Genomic DNA, 18,407 nt, shown 5'->3' on the forward strand with positions numbered 1-18,407 from the left:
CCCGCAACTAAAGTCAGGAGTAGGAGTAGAACCCGCGGCCGGTCTTCTTGCCGAGCAGCCCGGCGTCGACCATGCGCAGCAGCAGCGGCGGCGACGAGTACAGCGGCTCCTTGAACTCGGCGTACATCGAGTCCGCGATCGCCTTGATGGTGTCGAGGCCGATCAGGTCGGACAGCCGCAGCGGACCCATCGGATGCGCCGTGCCCAGCTCCATGCCGCGGTCGATGTCCTCGGCCGAGGCGAAGCCCGATTCGATCATCCGGATCGCCGACAGCAGATACGGCACGAGCAGCGAGTTCACGATGAACCCGGCCCGGTCCTGCGACCGGATCACCGTCTTGCCCAGCGCGCCGGTGGCGTGCTCCTCGGCCCGGCGGGCGGTCTCCTCGCTGGTCAGCAGCGACGGGACCAGTTCGACCAGCGGCAGCACCGGCACCGGGTTGAAGAAGTGGATGCCGACGACCTGCTGCGGACGGCCGGTGGCCATGCCGAGCTTCATGATCGGGATCGACGACGTGTTGGACGCGAACACCGCGTCCTCGCGCTCGACGATCTTGTCCAGTGCCCGGAACACGTCGACCTTGGCCTGTTCCTGTTCCAGGATGGCCTCGACGACGAGATCGCGGTCGGCGAACTCGGCGATGTCCGTGGTGAAGCGCAGCCGCCCGAGCGCCGCTTCGGCGTCCTCGGCGGCCAGCTTGCCGTTGCGGACGCCGCGTTGCAGCGACTTCTCGATGCGCGCCTTGCCCGCGTCGAGGGCGGGCTGGTTCACCTCGGTGACCAGCACGTCCAACCCGGACCTGGCGTGCACCTCGGCGATGCCGGAGCCCATCAGCCCGGCTCCGACCACACCTACTCGTGCGATGTCGCTCACCCGTCCAACTCCTTCGTCACCTCACCGGCAGAGCCGGAGAAAACGGGCAGCACACAACGCACGAGGGCGTCTCGGACCTCGGTCCGATTCCGCCCTCGCGTGTCGTGTGCCTGCGTCAACGGCGGTACTCGTCGTACCCGTCGTCGTACGGGTCCTCGTACCGCTTGTCGTCCTCGTGGTTGTCCGAGGAACTACTCGACAGCTCGCGCTGCAAAGCATCGAAGTCGGTTTCGTGGGAGCTGTATTTGAGCTCGCGCGCCACCTTCGTCTGCTTGGCCTTAGCCCGGCCGCGCCCCATGGCTCGACCCCCTCGCACAGGGGCGGGGCGGCCGGGGGAATCGGCGGCCCCGCATCGTCTCGACAGTTCTTTCCTGCTGACACCGTACCGTGTCCCGGGGGTTGGATGCGACGTGGCACGGTGTGCTCGTCGCGACAGTGTCCGCCGGACGCCGGTTACCGGCACGTCGATGCCGATCGGCCCTGGTCGGCGTGCCACGATGCTCGGGTGCTCCGACCCTTCGTGGCCTATCTGCGGGTGTACGAACCTCTGCGCGCGCTGGGCGATCCTCCCGCGCAACAGCTGGTCCAGGCCGTTTTCGCGGGCGGGCTCAGCCGGGTCGGGATCGGCGAACGCGAACAGTGGATGTGGCTCAAGTCACAGGCGGCCGCGCCGGTGCGGTTGCTGCCCGCGCAGCTGCGCGACGGACGGCCCTCGCCGAGCCTCGTCAACGACGTGCTCGTGCTCGATCCGGCCGACGTCCCCGCCGGCCACCCGGCCGAAGGCCCGTTCGCGTGCCCGCTCGAACTGCGCGCCCGCTCGGCCGCCGCGTTGAGCACCTTCCTCGCCGACGCCGAGCCGGCGTTGCGGATCGCGGTCCTCGACTCCTGCGGCGTCACCGCGGATCGCGCCCGCGCCCAGACCAAAGCCGCGATGACCGACCTCACCGCCACCGCCGCGCACACCCTCACCACCACCTGGACCGTCCCGCTGCCCTGGTTCTCGCTGGTCGACCCGGACGAGCGCAAGCTCGTGCTCGGCAGCGGCCCGGCCGACCCGACGCGGGAAGCGTCCTGGCGAACGCCGATGTCCGAGGCGCTGCGGCGGGCGTCCGACGCGGGCGAGCTGATCGAGACGACCTTCGGCGACTCCGGTCCCGGGCGGGTGCTCTCGCAGACCCGTCAGTGGCTGGAGAGCTTCGACCCGGACTCGGTGGTCGAACTGGACTACGGCGGTCTCGTACAGCTGTTCGCCGATTCGCTGCTGGACGCCGACTCCACCGCGGAGGAGGTCCACGACATCCTCGACGCGCTGCGCACCGGGAACGTCGAGGAACTGGCCGAGCTGTTTTCGCAGCTGCGCGAGTTCTGGGGCGACCTCGCGGCTAAGGAGCACTCCAACTGACCCGCAGCTCGCCCTGGCGTTCGCCGCCGCCGTACACGGGCGGGTGAGCCAGGTCGGCCAGCTCTTCCGGCGTCTCGATGCCCAGGCGCGCGAGCACGGCCATGGCCAGCGGCGCCAAGGCCCGCTTGTTGCCGTCCGCGACCTTGATCGCGCACGCGGTGCCGTCGCCGAGCGTGAACGCCAGGACGCCCTCCGCGCCACTCTTCGACAGCAGCCCCGGCACGGCCTGCATCAGCCGAGTGTCTTCGCGGCCGGTGCCCGCGACCAGCCACGGATGCGCCCGCATCGCGTCGGCTACCCGGCGTTCGTCAGTGCCCTCGCTGGCCTGCGCTAGCCGTCCGAACGACCTCGCGAGGCCGGTCGGCGAGAACGCGAACAGCGGGGCGCTGCAGCCGTCGACCCCGACCGCGGCGACGGCTTCGCCGGTCAGCTCCTCGACCGTCTTCGCGAGCTGGACCTGCAGCGGATGGTCCGGCAGCTGGTAGCCGTCGGTCTTCCAGCCGTTCGCGACGCAGGTGGCGAGCATCGCGGCGTGCTTGCCGGAGCAGTTCATCGTGATCTTCCGCGGCTCGTCGGCCGCGCGCCGGGCGTCCTCGCCGATCGGCAGCTCGGCCGGGCAGGCCAGTGCCGACGGATCGAGCCCGGCCGCGGACAGCATCGCCGCGACGCGCTCGAGATGTCCGGTTTCGCCGGAATGCGAGGCGCAGCCCAGCGCCAGGTCCGCGCCGTCGTAGCCGAGCCCGGCGCGGAGCATCCCGACGCCTTGCAGCGGCTTGTTCGCCGACCGGGGGAAGAACGGGCTGGTCACGTCGCCCGCGGAGAACTGGACGGAGCCGTCCGGCGCGGTCACGACGAGACATCCGTGATGGACGCTCTCGACGAACCCGTTCCGGACGACCTCCACGAGGATCGGCTGGCCGGTCATTCCTCGACGCGCCCCAGTTCGCTGTCCAGCAGCTGGTCCACAGTGGCCGCTCCGCTGCTGTAGCGCGCGGCGATCTCGGCGTTGAGCGTGTCCATCACGCCTTGGACCTGGCGGCGGAAGGAGGACACGGACGATTCCTCGGCCGCGTACGTGTCCAGCGCGGCGGCGAGCTTGTCGTCGGTGAGCGAGCCGACGTCGGTGAGCCCGGTGTCGCCGATCAACGCCTCAGCGTGCCTGCGGTGCTCGCCCGCGCGGGACGGTTCGAGCTGCTGGTGGCGCCCCGAACCGGCGGCCGGGCCGAGCGCGTTGTCGGCGAGGATCGACGCGAGCCGGTCGACGATGCTGGCTTCCCCGCCGGACGAGCGGCGCTCCTGTTCGGCGCGCACGATGTCGATGCGGGCGTGCAGGAGCCGGCGCAGGTAGGACAGGTCTGTCTCTTCCTGCGCGGCCTCGTCGCGCCGCTCGCGCAGCACCGGGAGCGGCAAGTCGCCTAAACCGGTGAGGTATCCCGGGCCGAGGACGCGGTCGATCCGTCGTCGCCCTCCGGGACGCACTTCGATCACGGGCACATCCTGCTCCACATTCGGCGACGACGCTACCGTCGAGTTCACTTCAGCCCCGCAGTCTCTGCGCCGCTTCCCGTCCGGGCGCCGCGTGCTCGCCCGGCACCGAGTCCGGATCGACAGTGGCCTGGACCACTCGGTCCTCGTCGCCGGCCAGCAGTTCCGCCCCGCCCGGCACCGAGCGCTTGACCAGCGCCAGCGCGATCGGCCCGAGTTCGTGGTGCTGCGCGACCGTGCCGATCCGGCCGACCACCCGCTCGCCGAGCTTCACCGGGTCTCCGGTCTCCGGCGTGATCTCCGGCGAACCGTCGAGGTGCAGCAGCGCGAGATACCGCGGCGGGCGGCCGACGTTGTGCACCTTCGAGACGGTCTCCTGGCCGCGGTAGCAGCCCTTCGCGACGTGCGCGGCCGAGCCGATCCAGCCGACCTCGTGCGGGATCGTCCGCTCGTCGGTGTCGACGCCGAGCCGCGGATGCCGCGATTCCACGCGCAGCGCGTCGAAGGTCCACGAGCCCGCGGGACGCGCGCCGGCGTCGGTGAGTCGTTGCCACCATTGTGTGAGTTGAGCGCGCGGCACCACGAGATCCGCGCCCGCCCGCGTCGGCCACGGCATCCGCCGGGCGAAACCGCCTTCGGGCAGCGCGGCCACCGAGTACGGCTCGGCACCGAGTTCCACGCCGAGCACGCTGTCGGTCTCCGGGCCGAGCACCGTGAGAACGGCCAGTTCTTCCGTCGCGTCGCGAATCTCGACCTTGGACCAGAATTTCATCGCTTCGAGGTACTCGCGCAGGGTTTGCTTGCCGCCCTTGGGCAACGCGCTCGTGACGAGCGGGCCGGGGTCGCTGTCGAGGTACACCGTGTCGCCGGTGTGCGCGAGCACGAAATGGGTGTCGACGTGGCCTTGGCTGTCGAGGACGAGCGCTTCGGTGCCAGTGTTTCCGGCGAGTTCGGTGACGTGCTGCGAGATCACCAAATGCAGCCAGGACAAGCGTTCCTCGCCGGTGACAGCGAGGATTTCTCGGTGCGAGCGGTCGATCACGACCACTCCTCGGGCGGCGGTGCGCTGCTCGGCGAACGGATCGCCCCAGTGCCACGGAACTCCGGCTTCCGGATGGCCCTCGGGCGCGGCGACCGCGCGGGGGATTTCGAGCAGCGGCGAGCTGTACGGCATAGCCCTAAGGGTAAGTGAGTACCTTGAGGGGATGCGCGTTCTCGCCTTCCTCGACGGTTCACTGGCCGACCCCGAAGCCGCCCACCTCCGGGTGGACGACCTCGGCCTGCTGCGCGGAGACGGGGTGTTCGAAACGATCCTCGTGGCAGTGAAAAAGCCGCGGGAAATGCGTCCGCACCTCGACCGGCTCGCCCGTTCCGCGGCGATGCTGGACCTGCCCGCGCCGGACCTGGACGGCTTCGCCCGAGCCGCGCAGGCGGTCGTCGACGCGTGGGAGGGCGGGCCGGAAATCGCACTGAAACTCGTGTACACGCGGGGTGTCGACGGTGATCCCGAGGGGAAGCCGACGGCGTTCGCGATGGGCCTGGAGGTCGAGGAGAAGGTGCTGCGGGCGCGCACCGAAGGCGTCTCGGTGGTGACCCTGGAGCGCGGTTTCGGCCCCGAACTCGCCGAGCGCGCCCCGTGGCTTTTGCTCGGCGCGAAAACGGTTTCCTACGCGATGAACATGGCCGCCCTGCGCGAGGCGTCCCGTCGCGGAGCCCAAGATGTGATCTTCACCGCTACCGACGATTCGGTCCTCGAAGGACCGACGTCGACGGTCGTCCTGGCGAAGGAACGGACGCTCTACACCCCGCCGGCCACTGTTGGCATCCTGCCAGGAACGACGCAGTACGCGTTGTTCCGCGGCGCGGAGAAGGCCGGTTGGTCGGTGAAGGTGGAGCCGTTGACGGTGGAGGACCTGCTGCGCGGGGACGGCGTTTTTCTTACGTCGTCGGTGCGGAAGGTGACTCGGGTGCACACGCTGAACGGCACGGAGCTGCCGGATTCGACGGCGCTGCACGGGGAGCTGGTGGCGGCTTACGAGAGCGAGTACTGAGCGGCGTTCGCTTCGATATGGGCGATGTCGCGCAGGTAGAGCTGGTCGTGGCCGTCCGCGAGGTGGCTCGCGAAGCCCTCGTGGCCGGACGCGGCTTGGGTGCGCATGAGGTGCACTAGGTCGCGGAGCCGGTCGGCGGCCGAGTCGATCACTGCTGCGCGGTCGGTGAATCCGTAGCTGTCGCAGAACAGTTTCGCGCGAGCGGCCTGCTCTTCGATCGTCCCGAAACCGTCTTCGTTGGCCGGATCGGTGAGTGGCGCGAACCGGTAGACGGCATAGCCGAGGTCGTGCGAGCGCGGGCCGGGATGCGCGGTGTCGAAGTCGATCAGGCCGACGACTTCTTCGCCGCGCAGCACGCAGTTGTACGGCGCGAAGTCGCTGTGGCAGATGACCTCGGCCGGTTCTCGGTCAGGCAGCATCCAGCCGCCCGGCAGCACGAGGTCGGCAGTCGCGTCGTGGTACGCGCGCAGCAGCTTCGCGGCGGAAATCAGTGCGGTGGTGCTGCGGGCGGCCGCGGTCAGCGGGTAGTTGCTGACATCGCCGGGCAGGAACTCCAGCACATCGGTGTTGCCTTCGACGCCGATGAACCGCGGTGCCTGCCGGAATCCGGCGTGTTCGAGATGACGCAGCAACTCGGCGACCCGGTCGCTCCACGGCCCACGCGGGCGCCGAACCGTATTGCCGACCCGCACGACCGTGTTCAGGCCGCCGACGAACTTCTCAGTCACCCACGACCTCCGAAATCAGCACCACCGACGGCGTGACCCCCTCCGCCCGATAGGCGCTGATCTTGTGGTGCCCGTCCACCAGCAACGGCCGCGTACCGGACAAAACCACCGCCACTGGGCGGTGTCCGGAGCGGATCGCCGTGCGGTAGTACGCGACGCGGGCATCGTCGTCGTCCGGCCAGTCGCTCGCCGGGACCAGGTCGGGGCCCTCGAAGCGTTGCGGGCCGCTGACCCGGTACTGGCCGTCGACGAGCAGCGCCAGCAGTTCGCGCAGGGTTTCCGCCAGCGGCAGGCGTACCTGACCGGTCGCGAGCGCGATGCGCAGCGACTGCGGCAGCTCCGCCCGTCCTCCGGTGTTCAGCTCCAGGAAACCCGCGCCGCCGGTGATCGTTACCCGTTCCACGCTCAGAAGGACGCTTGGAACCGCACCAAGGTTCCGGGGCGTGCTTGAGCGAGTGCTCCGAGTGACTCCCGTCTCACGACCGCGACTACCGGATAACCGCCCGTGGTCGGGTGATCGGCCAGGAACACCAGCGGCAATCCGTTCGGCGGGACCTGGATCGCGCCGGTCAGCACGCCTTCGCTCGGTAACTCCGAAGTGGACACTCGACGTAATGGCGGCCCGTCAAGGCGGACCCCCACTCGGTTGGATTCCGCCGTCACCGTCCACTGTGCGTTGAGCGCGGTCGCGGGCTCGGCGAACCAGTCGTCGCGCGGGCCGAGCAGGACGGGCACTGTCAGCTGCCCCGGCACGGGCGCGGCGGCGACCACGTCGGCACCGGACGGAATACCGGTGACCGGACCGAGGGGGACTCTCGTGCCAGCTTCTAACGGCGAGGGGCCGAGTCCGGACAGGACATCAGTCGACCGGCTCCCCAGCACCGGTGGCACGGCGATGCCGCCGGACACCGTCAGGTAGCAGCGCAGGCCGGAGGACGGGCGGCCGATCGTCAGTTTTTGGCCTGGCCGCAACGGAATCGGCGTGTGCGAGCCGGTTTCCCGGCCGGCCACGGACACCGCGACCGGCGGTCCGGTCACCGCGGCGGTGCACGAAACCGCAGCCCGGACGGTCAGTCCGCCCAGCACGGTTTCGATTCCGGCGGCGTCCTCGGCATTGCCGACCAGCCGGTTGCCGAGCCGTAGCGCGGCGACGTCAAGAGCACCCGACGGTGGGACGCCCAGATGTGCGTAGCCAGGCCGTCCGAGGTCTTGCACCAAAGCCAGCGATCCGGTCGAGACGATCTCCAACGCGCGCATCAGACGCTCCGGAACCGGACGCGGAGACCAGGCGTGAACAACGCCGGTTGTTCGGCAGCAGGATCGAAGAGCGTCGCCTCGGTGTGGCCGATCAAGCGCCAGCCGCCAGGAGATTCCCGTGGGTAGACGCCGGTGTACTCGTCGGCGATGGCCACCGCGCCAGCGGGGACCCGAGTGCGCGGAGAGGCCAGCCGTGGCTGCTGCAACTGAGCGGGAAGCCCGGCGAGATAACCGAAACCGGGCGCGAAACCAGTGAACGCGACCGTGTAGACCGCGCTGGTGTGGAGGGCGACGACCTCGTCGACGCTGAGCCCAGCGTTCTCAGCGACCAGTGAGAGATCTTCGCCGGAGTAGCGCACGTCCAAAACGACTTCGCGGGCATCCCCAGCGGGCGGATGGTCCAGATCGGCCGAAGCCAGCAAGGAACGCGCAGCTTCCAGGGCATCCGTGGAAGCGACCACCAGCAGGGTGCGAGCCCCGGGGACGATCTCCTCGACGCCGTCGAGCGCGGCTTCGGTGAGCGTCGCCCGGGCCGCGCTCATTTCCGCGAGCGAGGCGCAGTCGAGCAGGGCGGCGTGTTCGCCGTACCGCCGCCAGCGCACGGCGTCTCCCGGAGCCTCAGCCCACCACGCGGCGCAGCAGCGCGGAGGCGTGCGGCTGCATTTCCTGGCCGACCATCGCGCGTTCCTCGACGTACCCGAGGTCGCCGTTCACCAGGCCGTACAGCCGCTGCGCGCCGGTGACCTCCTTGGCCGTCGCGGTGCGGATGACCGCGTCGGTGCCGAGTTCCCAGGACGTCTGGCTGCGCGGTTTCCCGTAGTACAGCTCGACGATGCCGGAGCTGTGCGTGAGCAGCAGTTCCAGGGTGTCGTCCTCCTGCGGCCGCCAGAACCCGGTTTCGCGGGCGGCGGGCCGCAGCACGCTGCCGTCCTCGTTCAGCAGCCACGAGCGCGCCTCGTGGTACAGGAACGGGCGGCCGTCGTGGGCGACGGTCAGCTGCTGGGCGAACTTGATCGGCCCGTCGATCGTCGGGTAGTCGATCTCGCCCTCGCCGCGCCAGACGCCGACGAGCGGCAGCAGTGCGAGGCACGCGTCGTTCAGGTTCGGGCCCTCGCGCAGGTTCGCCGTGTCGTTCGGGATCGCCAAGTCGTCCCACAACGGCAGGTTGCGGTCGCGCGTGCTGGCGGCCCGCTCCTCGGCTGCCGCGATGGCCTCGTCGCCACTCGTCATGCTGGTCAGCGCTGGTCGGCGTACAGCCGGTAGACGACAAAGACCGCGAACAGCACGGTGGCGATGCCCGCGATGATCAACAGGGTCGTAAACAAGGTCTCCACAGCGAGGACAATAGTCCGCCCCGGCTCATCCGGCCTTGCGCAGGGTCGTCGCGGTGAGGACGGTCACCGCCAGAAGCGCCGCTCCGGCCACCGCCATCGCGGTCTGCAGCCCGGTCGTGAGCGTGCTGCCGTGATCGAGAAGGGCTCCGAGCGCGGCGACGCCGAGTGCCATTCCCACCTGCCGCGCGGCGTTCACCGTCCCGGCTGCGGTGCCCGTGCGCTGCACCGGAAGCCCGGCGAGACCGACGACGTTGGTCGGGGTGATGCTCAGGCCCAGCCCGATGCCGGACAGCGCGAGCGGGACGCTGAGCAGCCAATACGGGCTCGTGGTGTCGACCAGCAGGAAGGCGAGACTGCCCGCCGCGGTGATGGCCAGGCCGATTGGCAGCACCCGTTCCGCGGTGAAGCGGGCGGCGAGCCGTCCGGAGAAGAACGCGAGAACGGCGTTGGCCACTACGTACGGCAGCATCTGCACGCCTGTCGTCGAGGCGGTGCTGCCCCAAGCCTGCTGCAGGTAGACGGCGATCAACACCGGCAGCGGGTAGCACGCGAAGCCGATGACGAACGACGTGAAGATCGAGGTGGCGAAGCGGAGCTTGCCGAACAGCCGGATCGGCAGCATCGGATGCGAGGCGCGCAGTTCCACCACGATGAACGCGGCCAGCCCGAGCGCGCCGAGCACCGCGACCACGGCGTCGGACGCGATCACGGCGTAGGTAAACGATCCGATCCACAACGCGCCGAGCACCTGGCCGGGCAGGTCGAGCGCACCGTGCGCCGGATCGGACGACTCGCCGAGCCCTCGACGGCCCGCGAGCACCGCGAAGACGCCGATCGGCAGGTTGAGAAGGAAGATCGCGGGCCAGCCGAACGCGTCGGTGATCGGTCCGCCGATGAGCGGGCCGATGACCAGCGCACCTCCGGCCACCGCGCCCCATGCCCCGAGCATCCGCGCCCGTTCGCGCGGCTCCGGGTACGCGTGCGCCAGGAGCGCGATGCCGCCGGGGATGACCGCGGCGGCCGCGACGCCCTGCACTATGCGCGCGGCGATCAGCAGCCCGAGCGTCGGAGCGAGGCCGCACGCCAGCGAAGCGAGCGTGAACACGGCGAGCCCGCCGAGGTAGATCCGCTTGCGGCCGTAGCGGTCGCCGAGCGTGCCGCCGGTGAGGATCACGGCGGCGAGCGCGACGGTGTATCCGTCGACAATCCATTGCAGGTCAGTGAATGCAGCGCTCAGCTCGTGTTGAATCGTCGGCAGCGCGACGCTCACCACGCTCGCATCGAGCAACGCCATGAAGCTGCCGAGGAACACAGCGATGGCCAGGAGTGGGTTCCGCACAACGGTTTTCGTTTGGGACACCCTCGCGAGCTTGGGTCCTCAAGCCGGCTTGAGGTCAAGTGTTCCGGGGACGCGAGAAGGGCCCCTCGGAAACCGAGGGGCCCTTCTGCGGAAAAGCGTTATCAGGCAACCGAGATAGCCAGCTGGTGCAGGCCCGGTCCCTCCGCGGTGACGTTGGCTTCGCCGTTGCCCGTGCGGTGCAGCGCGCGCACCGTCCAGGAACCGGCGGCCGCGTAGAAGCGGAAGTCGCCGTCGGCCGAGGAAACGACCTCGCCCGCGAAGTCGCCGCCGCCGTCGAGCAGCCGGACGAACGCGCCGCCGACCGGACCCTCGGCGCCGGTGACCTTGCCGGCCAGCACGACCTGGCCTCCTGTGTCGAAGTCCGCCGGGGTCGCTTCCTGCACAGGTGCGCTGCAGCCGTCTGCCATTACTTAGCTCCCAACTCGACCGGAACGCCGACCAGCGAACCGTATTCCGTCCACGAACCGTCGTAGTTCTTCACGTCCGCCTGGCCGAGCAGCTCGTGCAGGGCGAACCAGGCGATCGAGGAACGCTCGCCGATGCGGCAGTACGCGATGGTCGCCTTGCCCTCGTCGTAGCCGGCCTCGGCGTAGAGGTCCTTGATCTCCTGCTCGGACTTGAAGGTGCCGTCCTCGTTGGCGACCTTCGCCCACGGCACGTTCAGCGCGCCAGGGATGTGGCCCGGCACCTGCGACTGCTCCTGCGGCAGGTGCGCCGGGGCGAGCAGCTTGCCGGAGAACTCGTCCGGCGAGCGCACGTCGATGTAGTTCTTCGCGCCGATCGACTGGACGACCTCGTCCCGGAACGCGCGCAGCGACAGGTCCTGGTCCTTGGCCTTGTAGGTCGTGGCCTCGCGCTTGACCTCGTCGGAGTTCAGCTCGCGGCCGTCGAGCTCCCACTTCTTGCGGCCGCCGTCGAGCAGCTGCACGTTCTCGTGGCCGTAGAGCTTGAAGTACCAGTACGCGTAGGCGGCGAACCAGTTGTTGTTGCCGCCGTAGAGGATCACGCGGTCGTCGTTCGAGATGCCCTTCTCCGACAGGAGCTTCTCGAAGCCCTCCTTGTTGACGAAGTCGCGGCGGACGCCGTCCTGGAGGTCGTTGCGCCAGTCGAGCTTCACCGCGCCGCGGATGTGCCCGTTGTCGTAGGCGGTCGTGTCCTCGTCGACCTCGGCGAACACCACGCCCGGGGTGTCCAGGTTTTCCTCGGCCCACTGGGTGGTGACCAGGACGTCTTCTCGGCTCATGGAAGCTGGCTCTCTTTCTGGGTTGGGTTTTACGAGGACGCCCGCGCGGGGCTGAAACGCTTGATCAGCAGGTACACCTGGCACCCGAGGCAATAGTTGAACGCCGCGTTGAGGAACGCGGCGAAGAGCGCGAACGCGGTCGCGACGACGCCGAGCGGCGTCAGGCCGGTCGCGAAGCCGATCGTGCCGACGAGCGCGAACACGAACCCGACCGCCTGCGCGAACCGCAGCGGAGCGGCGTCCTCGCGTTCGGTCGGCGGCCCGAGCCGCGGCGCGACCGCGAGCCGGTACAGCACCGAGTACGGCGCGGGCTTGAGCCCGACGAACGCACCGATCGCGAAGACCACGGTCTGCAGTGCGAGCAACGGCCACCACTGCGTGACGAGCACGACGGCGAGCACCACCGTGGTCACGATCGCGGCGAACCTGGGACCTCGCGGGTCTACGGCCGGTCCGGCGGACATGGGTTCCTCCTGCTCAGTGCGAGGGGAAGGGCGTGCGGGCAGCACGCGGCGAAGACGGATGGAGCTGCGGAACGGCGCGAGACGTGCTTCAGCGCCGGCCGGAAAAAGGCAGACACAAGCTGCTGCGCACGCGGCAGAAATCGACCGCGCGGCGCTGCGTCAGGAGGGTGATGGGCAGCTCGTCCACAGGGGGGAGGGTACCCAGGCTCGCTCGCTCCCGGAACCATGTTCATTCCTTGGGACGAGGTCCGGATCCTGAGAATCAACCCCATGGATGCCCGGCTGAGCACTGCCCCAATGTGGCATTGGGTGCGTGGGGCGCACCGAACGCCCCATTGGGTGCGTGGGGCGCACCGAACGCCGCATTGGGTGCGTGGGGCGCACCGAACGCCGCATTGGGTGCGTTGAGGGAGCCAGCGGCGCGCAGCGCCTCCGTTGAGGGTGGCGGCGGGGGCATGGATGGAGCACCCAATGCCACATTGGGGCGCTTTAACGGGGCCGGGCGGCGAGAGGGTCAGCGCGGCGAGAGGGTCAGCGCGGCGAGAGGGTCAGCGCGGCGAGAGGGTCAGCGAGGTGCCGTGGCGAGGTGCGGGCGGAGCGCCTCGAGCAGCTCCGGGCCCTTGGGCACGCCGCCCACGCGCAGCAGTTCCCGGCCTTCCGGGTCCAGCGCCAGCGTGGTCGGCGTGCTGAGCACCGACAATGCCTGCGCGACCTCGGGACGTTCGGTGACGTCCAGGTCGACGTGGTGCAGGCCGTCGGTCTTCTCCGCGAGCGACGAGAGAATCGCCCGCGTGTGCCGGCACGGGGTGCAGAACGTGGTGGAGATCTGCACCAGGGTGACGGCGGATTCCGGATCAAGGGCCTCGGCGACCGGAGCGGGGAGAGTGCGGGTCGCGGCGGCCGGCTTGGCCGCGCGGATCCGGCCGTTGCGGGCGCGCAGGACCAGGCCCGCGGCCGTCGCCACGACCAGCGTCGCCAGCAGCACCCACACTCCGGTCACCGGGATCAGCCTCCGTGGTTGGTGGACAGGTCGGAGAAGTTCACGTCGTGCGCTTCGCCCTTGAGCGTCACCGAACCGCTGTCCACGCGGACCGCGGTCGGCGTGACCGACATCGGCAGCCTGGCCGTGTTGATGGTCGCCCGGAAGTTCGGCAACAGAGCTTTCTGCACAGCGTCCGGAACGATCGTGGTGCTCTGGTCATTCCCGAACTGCAGCCGGTAAGGCACGATCGAGATCGACTTCTCCTTGAGCTGGATCAGCGCGAAGCAGAAGATCTCGACCTTCTGCCCGGCCACCTGGACGTCGCCGGAGATCCGCAGCCCGGCGCTGGTGCCGTCGGCCGGTTCGCCGTCGGCGTTGGTCGGCGTCGGGTCCGGCTGCTTGCCCTGTTCGGTGTCGCCGTACTTCACATACGCCTGGGTCGACTGCTCGATCTTCAGGTTCTGGATCTTGTTCAGCGGCGAGACGCGCGCGAGGTCGGCCGCCTTGATCGTCACCGCGCCGGTGAGCTTGCCGATCTTCACCGCCTTGGTGTTGCCGGACGTGAGGTCCGACAGCGGCGCGATGACGTCCTCGAGTTCGGCGCTCACCCGCAGGTCGCGAAGTTCGCTGCCGACCGGGACGCCGTCCGCGGAAACCGTGATGTGACTGTAGTCACCGGAGAGTGCCTGCACGGTGAACGGGAAGCCGTGGATGGTGACCGACGGATCGTCGCTCAGCCCGAGCTGTGCGCGGGCTTTCTGCGAGATCGTGTGCTCGGCGAAGGCCGCCGCTCCGAAATCCGCACCGACCAGCAGGAGCACCAGCACTCCCAGCACGATGAGCCACCGCCGCACGCGCCTGCCGCGGCGGCCGTTTCCGGGGTTGCTGGCCGGTCGGTCGTCCCGGGTCACGGGCCTGCTCGCCATCGCCTCGGTTCTCCTGTTCGGGTGGATTTCGTCGTGGTGCGGGTCACGCCCGGCGCGTTAGACCAGGTGTGATCGATCCAGCACGAGCTAGGTGCCGGGGTGTTCACCCGCTATTCTCACTTAGCACCGACCGACGCCACGTTTGAGGCGACGAATCTGAAGGCGGTGCGGATCATGAGCTTGGACCTGCTGGTGCTGACGGGGGAACTCGACGCTACCTCCGTACTACCCGCGCTGGACCTGCTGCCGCACACCGTACGCGTACGCGAGCCGGAAGTGACGGCCCTGCTCGACGCGGGCCACCGGGACGTCATCCTGCTCGACGCGCGCAGCGACCTCGCGTCCGCGAAGAGCCTGTGCCGCCTGCTCAAAGGCGCGGAGGACGAATCGGGCACGCCGGTCATCGCGGTCGTCGGCGAAGGCGGTCTGGTCGCGGTCAACGCCGAATGGCGCACTGACGACATCCTTCTGCCCACCGCGGGTCCCGCTGAAGTGGACGCGCGGCTGCGGCTCGCCACCACTCGCGACGGCATCGGCCTGCAGGCGGACGCCGAGCTGCGCGTAGGCGACCTTGTCATTGACGAAGCGACGTACACGGCGAAGCTGCGCCGTCGCACGCTTGAGCTGACGTACAAGGAGTTCGAGCTCCTTAAGTACCTCGCCCAGCACGCTGGCCGGGTGTTCACCCGCGCGCAGCTGCTGCAGGAAGTGTGGGGTTACGACTTCTTCGGCGGCACGCGCACGGTTGACGTCCACGTACGGCGGCTTCGCGCGAAGCTCGGCCCGGAACACGAGCAGATGATCGGCACTGTGCGAAACGTCGGCTACAAGTTCGAGCGGCCGGCGAAGGGCGCGAAGCCGGTGGTCGCCGTTCCAGTCGACGCTTCGGAGCTGACCTCCCGCTGACTTTCGCCGGTAAGGTCGGTTCGTGGCTTCCGACCTTGGCGACTGGACGACCGAACCCGACGACGCGGTGCGCGAGGTGCTGCTCGCGGCCAAAGCGACTGACGGACGTCCGGAGGTCGACGCGACCGGGCCGTTGCCGCGCGACTTCGAGGGCGGGTTGCATCTTCTTGCCCGCCTCGACGGCGCGGCCGCCGGGTACGTCCACCTTGATACCGAAGGCGATTCCCACGGCCATCAGGTCGCGGAGCTGTTTGTGCACCCGGATTTCCGGCGTCGTGGCGTCGGTACCGCCCTCGCGCAGGCAGTGGTCGAACGTGCCGACGCGGGATTCCGCGTGTGGGCGCACGGCGATCACCCTGGTGCGGCAGCGATCGCGGCGAAACTCGGCCTCGGCCGGCAGCGCGAAATGCTGGTCCTGCACGTCGATGTCGCCGATGCGGACTGGCCGGAACCGGTGCTGCACAACGGTTTCCGGCTGCGCACCTTCGTGCCGGGACAGGACGAGGACGCGATGGTCGCGGTCAACGCGCGCGCGTTCGACTGGCATCCGGAGCAAGGCGCGCTGACCGTTGCCGAGGTGCGCGCCGAGGAACGGCAGGCCTGGTTCGACCCGGCCGGCTTCTTCCTCGCGGAGAACGAGAGCGGCGACGTCGTCGGCTTCCACTGGACGAAAGTCCACGACCCGGTTCCCGGCCGGTTCGACGGAGACCCGGTCGGGGAGGTCTACGTGGTCGGCGTCGATCCCGCTACTCAGGGTAGCGGCCTCGGCAAGGCGCTGACCTTGGCCGGGCTCCGCTACCTGCGCTCCCGGGGGCTACCGAGGGTGATCCTCTACGTCGAGGGCGACAACGCCGCGGCCTTGGCTGTGTACAACAAGCTGGGGTTCCAGCGTTTCGAGACCGACGTCCAGTACGGTGAGTGATCACGGTCGACGCTTGCGGTGACCCGTGTTACTTTCTGCGTACTAGCAGGTCACGACCAGGCCACGGCACCCATTCGGGGTAGTAGTCCTGCTCACAAACGGTGACTTGTTCACCTTCCGTTCATGCAACCAAGGACGACCGTCCACCGAGGCTGCCTAGTGTCCGGTTCCGGTGCGGCTCACCCGCCGCCAATCCCGACCGGATTCAAAAAGGCACATCTCCGAGTGGAGGAAATGCAGTGAAGATCATGCGGCCCCTGGGTGCCGTCGGCATCGTGGCGAGCGCCGCGCTCGTGCTCGCCGCTTGTGGCTCCGACCCTTCGGCGTCGAACAACGCGGGCTCGAACTCCGCCGCTCCCGCCGCCACCGGAACCGCCCAGGTCGACTGCGGTGGCAAGAGCCCGCTTTCCGCCGAGGGGTCGACGGCCCAGAAGAACGCCATCGAGGTGTTCAACCAGGCCTACGGCAAGAAGTGCTCCGGCCAGAAGGTGAACTACAACGGCACCGGTTCCGGCGCCGGCGTCAAGCAGTTCAACGCCAACCAGGTCGACTTCGGCGGTTCGGACTCGCCGATCAAGGACGCCGACCTCGAGGCCGCCACCAAGCGCTGCGCCTCGCCCGCGCTGAACATCCCGCTGGTCGTCGGCCCGATCGCGGTCGGCTACCACCTGTCCGGCGTGGACAAGCTGACGCTGACCCCGCAGGTCATCGCCAAGATCTTCAACGGCGGCATCAAGAACTGGAACGACCCGGCCATCAAGGCGGTCAAGGGCAACGAGAGCCTGAACCTGCCGGACAAGCCGATCCAGGTCGTCTCCCGCTCCGAGGAGTCGGGCACCACCGACAACTTCCAGAAGTACCTCGGCGCGGCCGCGAAGGACGTCTGGACCCAGGGCGCGGGCAAGAAGTTCGCCGGCGGCGTTGGCAACGGCGCGCAGGGCTCGAACGGTGTCGCGAGCACCGTCAAGGGTGCCGACGGCTCGATCACCTACGTGGAGAGCGCGTTCGCCAAGGACGGCGTCACCCCGGCCAAGATCGACAGCGGCTCCGGCGGCGTCGAGCTGAACGCCGAGAACGTGGCCAAGTCGCTGGACGCCGCCAAGTTCGCCCACCCGGGCACCAACGACCTGGCGATGGACCTCAACGGCATCTACTCCAGCAACGTGCCGGGCGCCTACCCGCTGCTGCTGACCACGTACGAGATCGTGTGCTCGAAGTACTCGAACCCGGACGTCGCGAAGGCCGTCAAGGCGTTCCTGTCGGTGGCCGCCACCGACGGCCAGCAGCCGCTGTCGGCCAAGGGCTACGTGCCGATCCCGCAGAGCCTGCAGGACAAGGTGCTGAAGGCCGTCAAGGAAATTTCCTGAACCGCCTAACTGGTACGAAGGCTGACAGAGACTGTCGATGAGCGACCAATCCTCGACGCGAACGCCCACCGGCGACCCCGGTGGGCGTTCGTCGTCCGCCCGAGCGTTCCCGGAGGATCCGATTTCGGACAAGCCACCCGCGCCGGCGCCGGAAGCGCCGCCCGCGCGGAAGAAGCCGACGAAGGTGCGAGCCGGTGACCGCATCTTCCAGAACTTGACCACCGGGGCCGGGATCTTCGTCGTCGCCCTGATCGCCCTGATCGGGATTTTCCTGGTCGTGCAGGCGATTCCGGCGCTGAAGGCGGACAAGGTCAACTTCCTGTTCAACCACGGGTGGTCGACGAACGACCCGGCCAACATGGCGTTCGGGATCGCCGACCTCGCCGAGGTCACCGTGGCGACCTCGCTGGTGGCGCTGATCATCGCGATGCCGATCTCGCTGGGCATCGCGCTGTTCCTCACCCAGTACGCGCCCGCGAAGCTGGCCCGGCCGTTCGCCTACGTCGTGGATCTGCTCGCCGCGGTGCCGTCGATCATTTTCGGCCTGTGGGGCATTCTCGTGTTCGCGCCCGCGATCGAGCCGTTTTCCGAATGGGTCAACAGCACCTTCTCGTGGGTTCCGATTTTCGCGCCGGGCAACATCGCGCCGAATGTGCGCGGCACCATTTTCACCGCCGGGATCGTGCTCGCGGTGATGATTCTTCCGATCATCACTTCGCTTACCCGCGAGGTTTTCGAGCGCACGCCGACGGCGCAGGTCGAGGGCGCGCTCGCGCTCGGAGCCACGCGCTGGGAGGTCATTCGCACCACGGTGCTGCCGTTCGGCAAGGCGGGCTTCGTCGGCGCGTCGATGCTGGGCCTCGGCCGCGCACTCGGTGAAACCATTGCGCTGGCAGTGATTCTGCTGATCCCGCAGGGCCGCAACTTCGACTGGAGCCTCTTCGACGGTGGCGCGACGTTCGCCTCGAAGATCGCCCAGAACTACAGCGAGTTCAACAACCCGACCTCGGCCGGCGCCTACATCGCGGCCGGTCTGGTGCTGTTCGTGCTGACGTTCCTGGTCAACTTCGCCGCCCGCTCGATCGTCGGAAAGAAGGTGGGGTGAC

General features: G+C 68.9%; 22 protein-coding genes. 6 read left to right on the forward strand and 16 right to left on the reverse strand.

The genetic code is table 11. The annotated features are described in order from the left end of the window. Positions 1-13: 13 nt before the first annotated feature. Together ACWDNU_RS06270 and ACWDNU_RS06275 are read right to left on the reverse strand one after the other, a co-directional pair. Complete coding sequence (locus tag ACWDNU_RS06270) at positions 14-874, reverse strand: 3-hydroxybutyryl-CoA dehydrogenase (protein WP_078870267.1); 861 nt, start codon at positions 872-874, stop codon at positions 14-16. A 115-nt stretch (positions 875-989) separates the two neighbouring features. After that, positions 990-1,172, reverse strand: coding sequence for a DUF3073 domain-containing protein (locus ACWDNU_RS06275; protein ID WP_037716129.1), 183 nt, complete (start codon positions 1,170-1,172; stop codon positions 990-992). A gap of 207 nt (positions 1,173-1,379) precedes the next feature. On the opposite strand from ACWDNU_RS06275, the gene ACWDNU_RS06280 reads away from it, so the two are divergent. Then, complete coding sequence (locus tag ACWDNU_RS06280; protein ID WP_370933233.1) at positions 1,380-2,276, forward strand: hypothetical protein; 897 nt, start codon at positions 1,380-1,382, stop codon at positions 2,274-2,276. Here ACWDNU_RS06280 and ACWDNU_RS06285 read toward each other — a convergent pair. From ACWDNU_RS06285 to ygfZ, 3 genes are read right to left on the reverse strand one after another with little or no spacing between them, the layout of a single operon-like run. Then, the gene (locus tag ACWDNU_RS06285; protein WP_449667998.1) at positions 2,257-3,201 is read right to left on the reverse strand and encodes an asparaginase; all 945 of its coding nucleotides are present in this window, start codon (positions 3,199-3,201) and stop codon (positions 2,257-2,259) included. The two genes, ACWDNU_RS06280 and ACWDNU_RS06285, sit on opposite strands and share 20 nt — an antisense overlap. Then, positions 3,198-3,764 (reverse strand): RsiG family protein, encoded by a 567-nt coding sequence (locus ACWDNU_RS06290; RefSeq protein WP_370933237.1) that lies wholly within the window; start codon positions 3,762-3,764, stop codon positions 3,198-3,200. Before ACWDNU_RS06290 ends, ACWDNU_RS06285 begins: the two co-directional genes overlap by 4 nt. 49 nt (positions 3,765-3,813) lie before the next feature. Continuing rightward, the gene (ygfZ, locus tag ACWDNU_RS06295; RefSeq protein WP_370933239.1) at positions 3,814-4,935 is read right to left on the reverse strand and encodes a CAF17-like 4Fe-4S cluster assembly/insertion protein YgfZ; all 1,122 of its coding nucleotides are present in this window, start codon (positions 4,933-4,935) and stop codon (positions 3,814-3,816) included. 31 nt (positions 4,936-4,966) lie between these two features. Here ygfZ and ACWDNU_RS06300 point away from each other — a divergent pair, with 31 nt between their 5' ends. Beyond that, positions 4,967-5,812 (forward strand): aminodeoxychorismate lyase, encoded by an 846-nt coding sequence (locus ACWDNU_RS06300; protein ID WP_449667999.1) that lies wholly within the window; start codon positions 4,967-4,969, stop codon positions 5,810-5,812. Here ACWDNU_RS06300 and ACWDNU_RS06305 read toward each other — a convergent pair. The 11 genes from ACWDNU_RS06305 to ACWDNU_RS06355 all read right to left on the reverse strand — a co-directional run bounded on the left by ACWDNU_RS06305 (position 5,794) and on the right by ACWDNU_RS06355 (position 14,106). Then, positions 5,794-6,540, reverse strand: a complete 747-nt coding sequence (locus ACWDNU_RS06305; RefSeq protein ID WP_449668000.1) for an aminoglycoside phosphotransferase family protein — start codon at positions 6,538-6,540, stop codon at positions 5,794-5,796. The genes ACWDNU_RS06300 and ACWDNU_RS06305 overlap by 19 nt on opposite strands. Further along, on the reverse strand, positions 6,533-6,943 hold the full coding sequence (locus ACWDNU_RS06310; RefSeq protein ID WP_449668001.1) for a hypothetical protein: 411 nt from the start codon (positions 6,941-6,943) through the stop codon (positions 6,533-6,535). The genes ACWDNU_RS06305 and ACWDNU_RS06310 overlap by 8 nt, the downstream gene beginning before the upstream one ends. Positions 6,944-6,945: 2 nt before the next feature. Then, positions 6,946-7,797, reverse strand: a complete 852-nt coding sequence (locus tag ACWDNU_RS06315; protein ID WP_449668002.1) for a 5-oxoprolinase subunit C family protein — start codon at positions 7,795-7,797, stop codon at positions 6,946-6,948. Beyond that, positions 7,797-8,399 (reverse strand): 5-oxoprolinase subunit B family protein, encoded by a 603-nt coding sequence (locus tag ACWDNU_RS06320; RefSeq protein ID WP_449668003.1) that lies wholly within the window; start codon positions 8,397-8,399, stop codon positions 7,797-7,799. Before ACWDNU_RS06320 ends, ACWDNU_RS06315 begins: the two co-directional genes overlap by 1 nt. A 16-nt stretch (positions 8,400-8,415) precedes the next feature. Further along, entirely contained in the window at positions 8,416-9,027 is a 612-nt protein-coding gene (locus ACWDNU_RS06325) for an FABP family protein (RefSeq protein ID WP_344266171.1), read from the reverse strand. A gap of 129 nt (positions 9,028-9,156) precedes the next feature. Beyond that, a complete protein-coding gene (locus tag ACWDNU_RS06330; RefSeq protein ID WP_449668004.1) occupies positions 9,157-10,470 on the reverse strand; it encodes an MFS transporter in 1,314 nt (437 codons plus the stop codon). A gap of 122 nt (positions 10,471-10,592) precedes the next feature. Continuing rightward, positions 10,593-10,898 carry a DUF1416 domain-containing protein gene (locus tag ACWDNU_RS06335; RefSeq protein ID WP_449668005.1) on the reverse strand — a complete coding sequence of 102 codons (306 nt, stop codon included), beginning with the start codon at positions 10,896-10,898 and terminating at the stop codon, positions 10,593-10,595. Beyond that, the gene (locus ACWDNU_RS06340) at positions 10,898-11,734 is read right to left on the reverse strand and encodes a sulfurtransferase (protein WP_370933254.1); all 837 of its coding nucleotides are present in this window, start codon (positions 11,732-11,734) and stop codon (positions 10,898-10,900) included. Before ACWDNU_RS06340 ends, ACWDNU_RS06335 begins: the two co-directional genes overlap by 1 nt. A gap of 29 nt (positions 11,735-11,763) precedes the next feature. Continuing rightward, a complete protein-coding gene (locus tag ACWDNU_RS06345; RefSeq protein WP_449668006.1) occupies positions 11,764-12,198 on the reverse strand; it encodes a DUF4395 domain-containing protein in 435 nt (144 codons plus the stop codon). A 565-nt stretch (positions 12,199-12,763) separates the two neighbouring features. Continuing rightward, positions 12,764-13,198, reverse strand: a complete 435-nt coding sequence (locus tag ACWDNU_RS06350) for a TlpA family protein disulfide reductase (RefSeq protein ID WP_370933258.1) — start codon at positions 13,196-13,198, stop codon at positions 12,764-12,766. Between the two features lie 5 nt (positions 13,199-13,203). After that, on the reverse strand, positions 13,204-14,106 hold the full coding sequence (locus ACWDNU_RS06355; RefSeq protein WP_370933259.1) for an LmeA family phospholipid-binding protein: 903 nt from the start codon (positions 14,104-14,106) through the stop codon (positions 13,204-13,206). 174 nt (positions 14,107-14,280) lie between these two features. Here ACWDNU_RS06355 and ACWDNU_RS06360 point away from each other — a divergent pair, with 174 nt between their 5' ends. The 4 genes from ACWDNU_RS06360 to pstC all read left to right on the forward strand — a co-directional run bounded on the left by ACWDNU_RS06360 (position 14,281) and on the right by pstC (position 18,406). After that, positions 14,281-15,012 carry a winged helix-turn-helix transcriptional regulator gene (locus ACWDNU_RS06360; RefSeq protein ID WP_449668007.1) on the forward strand — a complete coding sequence of 244 codons (732 nt, stop codon included), beginning with the start codon at positions 14,281-14,283 and terminating at the stop codon, positions 15,010-15,012. Between the two features lie 22 nt (positions 15,013-15,034). Next, positions 15,035-15,934 (forward strand): mycothiol synthase, encoded by a 900-nt coding sequence (gene mshD, locus ACWDNU_RS06365; protein WP_449668008.1) that lies wholly within the window; start codon positions 15,035-15,037, stop codon positions 15,932-15,934. Positions 15,935-16,173: 239 nt separating this feature from the next. Continuing rightward, positions 16,174-17,301: a phosphate ABC transporter substrate-binding protein PstS gene (pstS, locus tag ACWDNU_RS06370; RefSeq protein ID WP_370933263.1), complete on the forward strand. Its 1,128-nt coding sequence runs from the start codon at positions 16,174-16,176 to the stop codon at positions 17,299-17,301. A 184-nt stretch (positions 17,302-17,485) separates the two neighbouring features. After that, positions 17,486-18,406, forward strand: coding sequence for a phosphate ABC transporter permease subunit PstC (gene pstC / locus ACWDNU_RS06375; protein ID WP_449668070.1), 921 nt, complete (start codon positions 17,486-17,488; stop codon positions 18,404-18,406). The last annotated feature ends 1 nt before the right edge of the window (position 18,407 follow it).

The organism is Amycolatopsis sp. NPDC003676 (genome assembly GCF_053587275.1).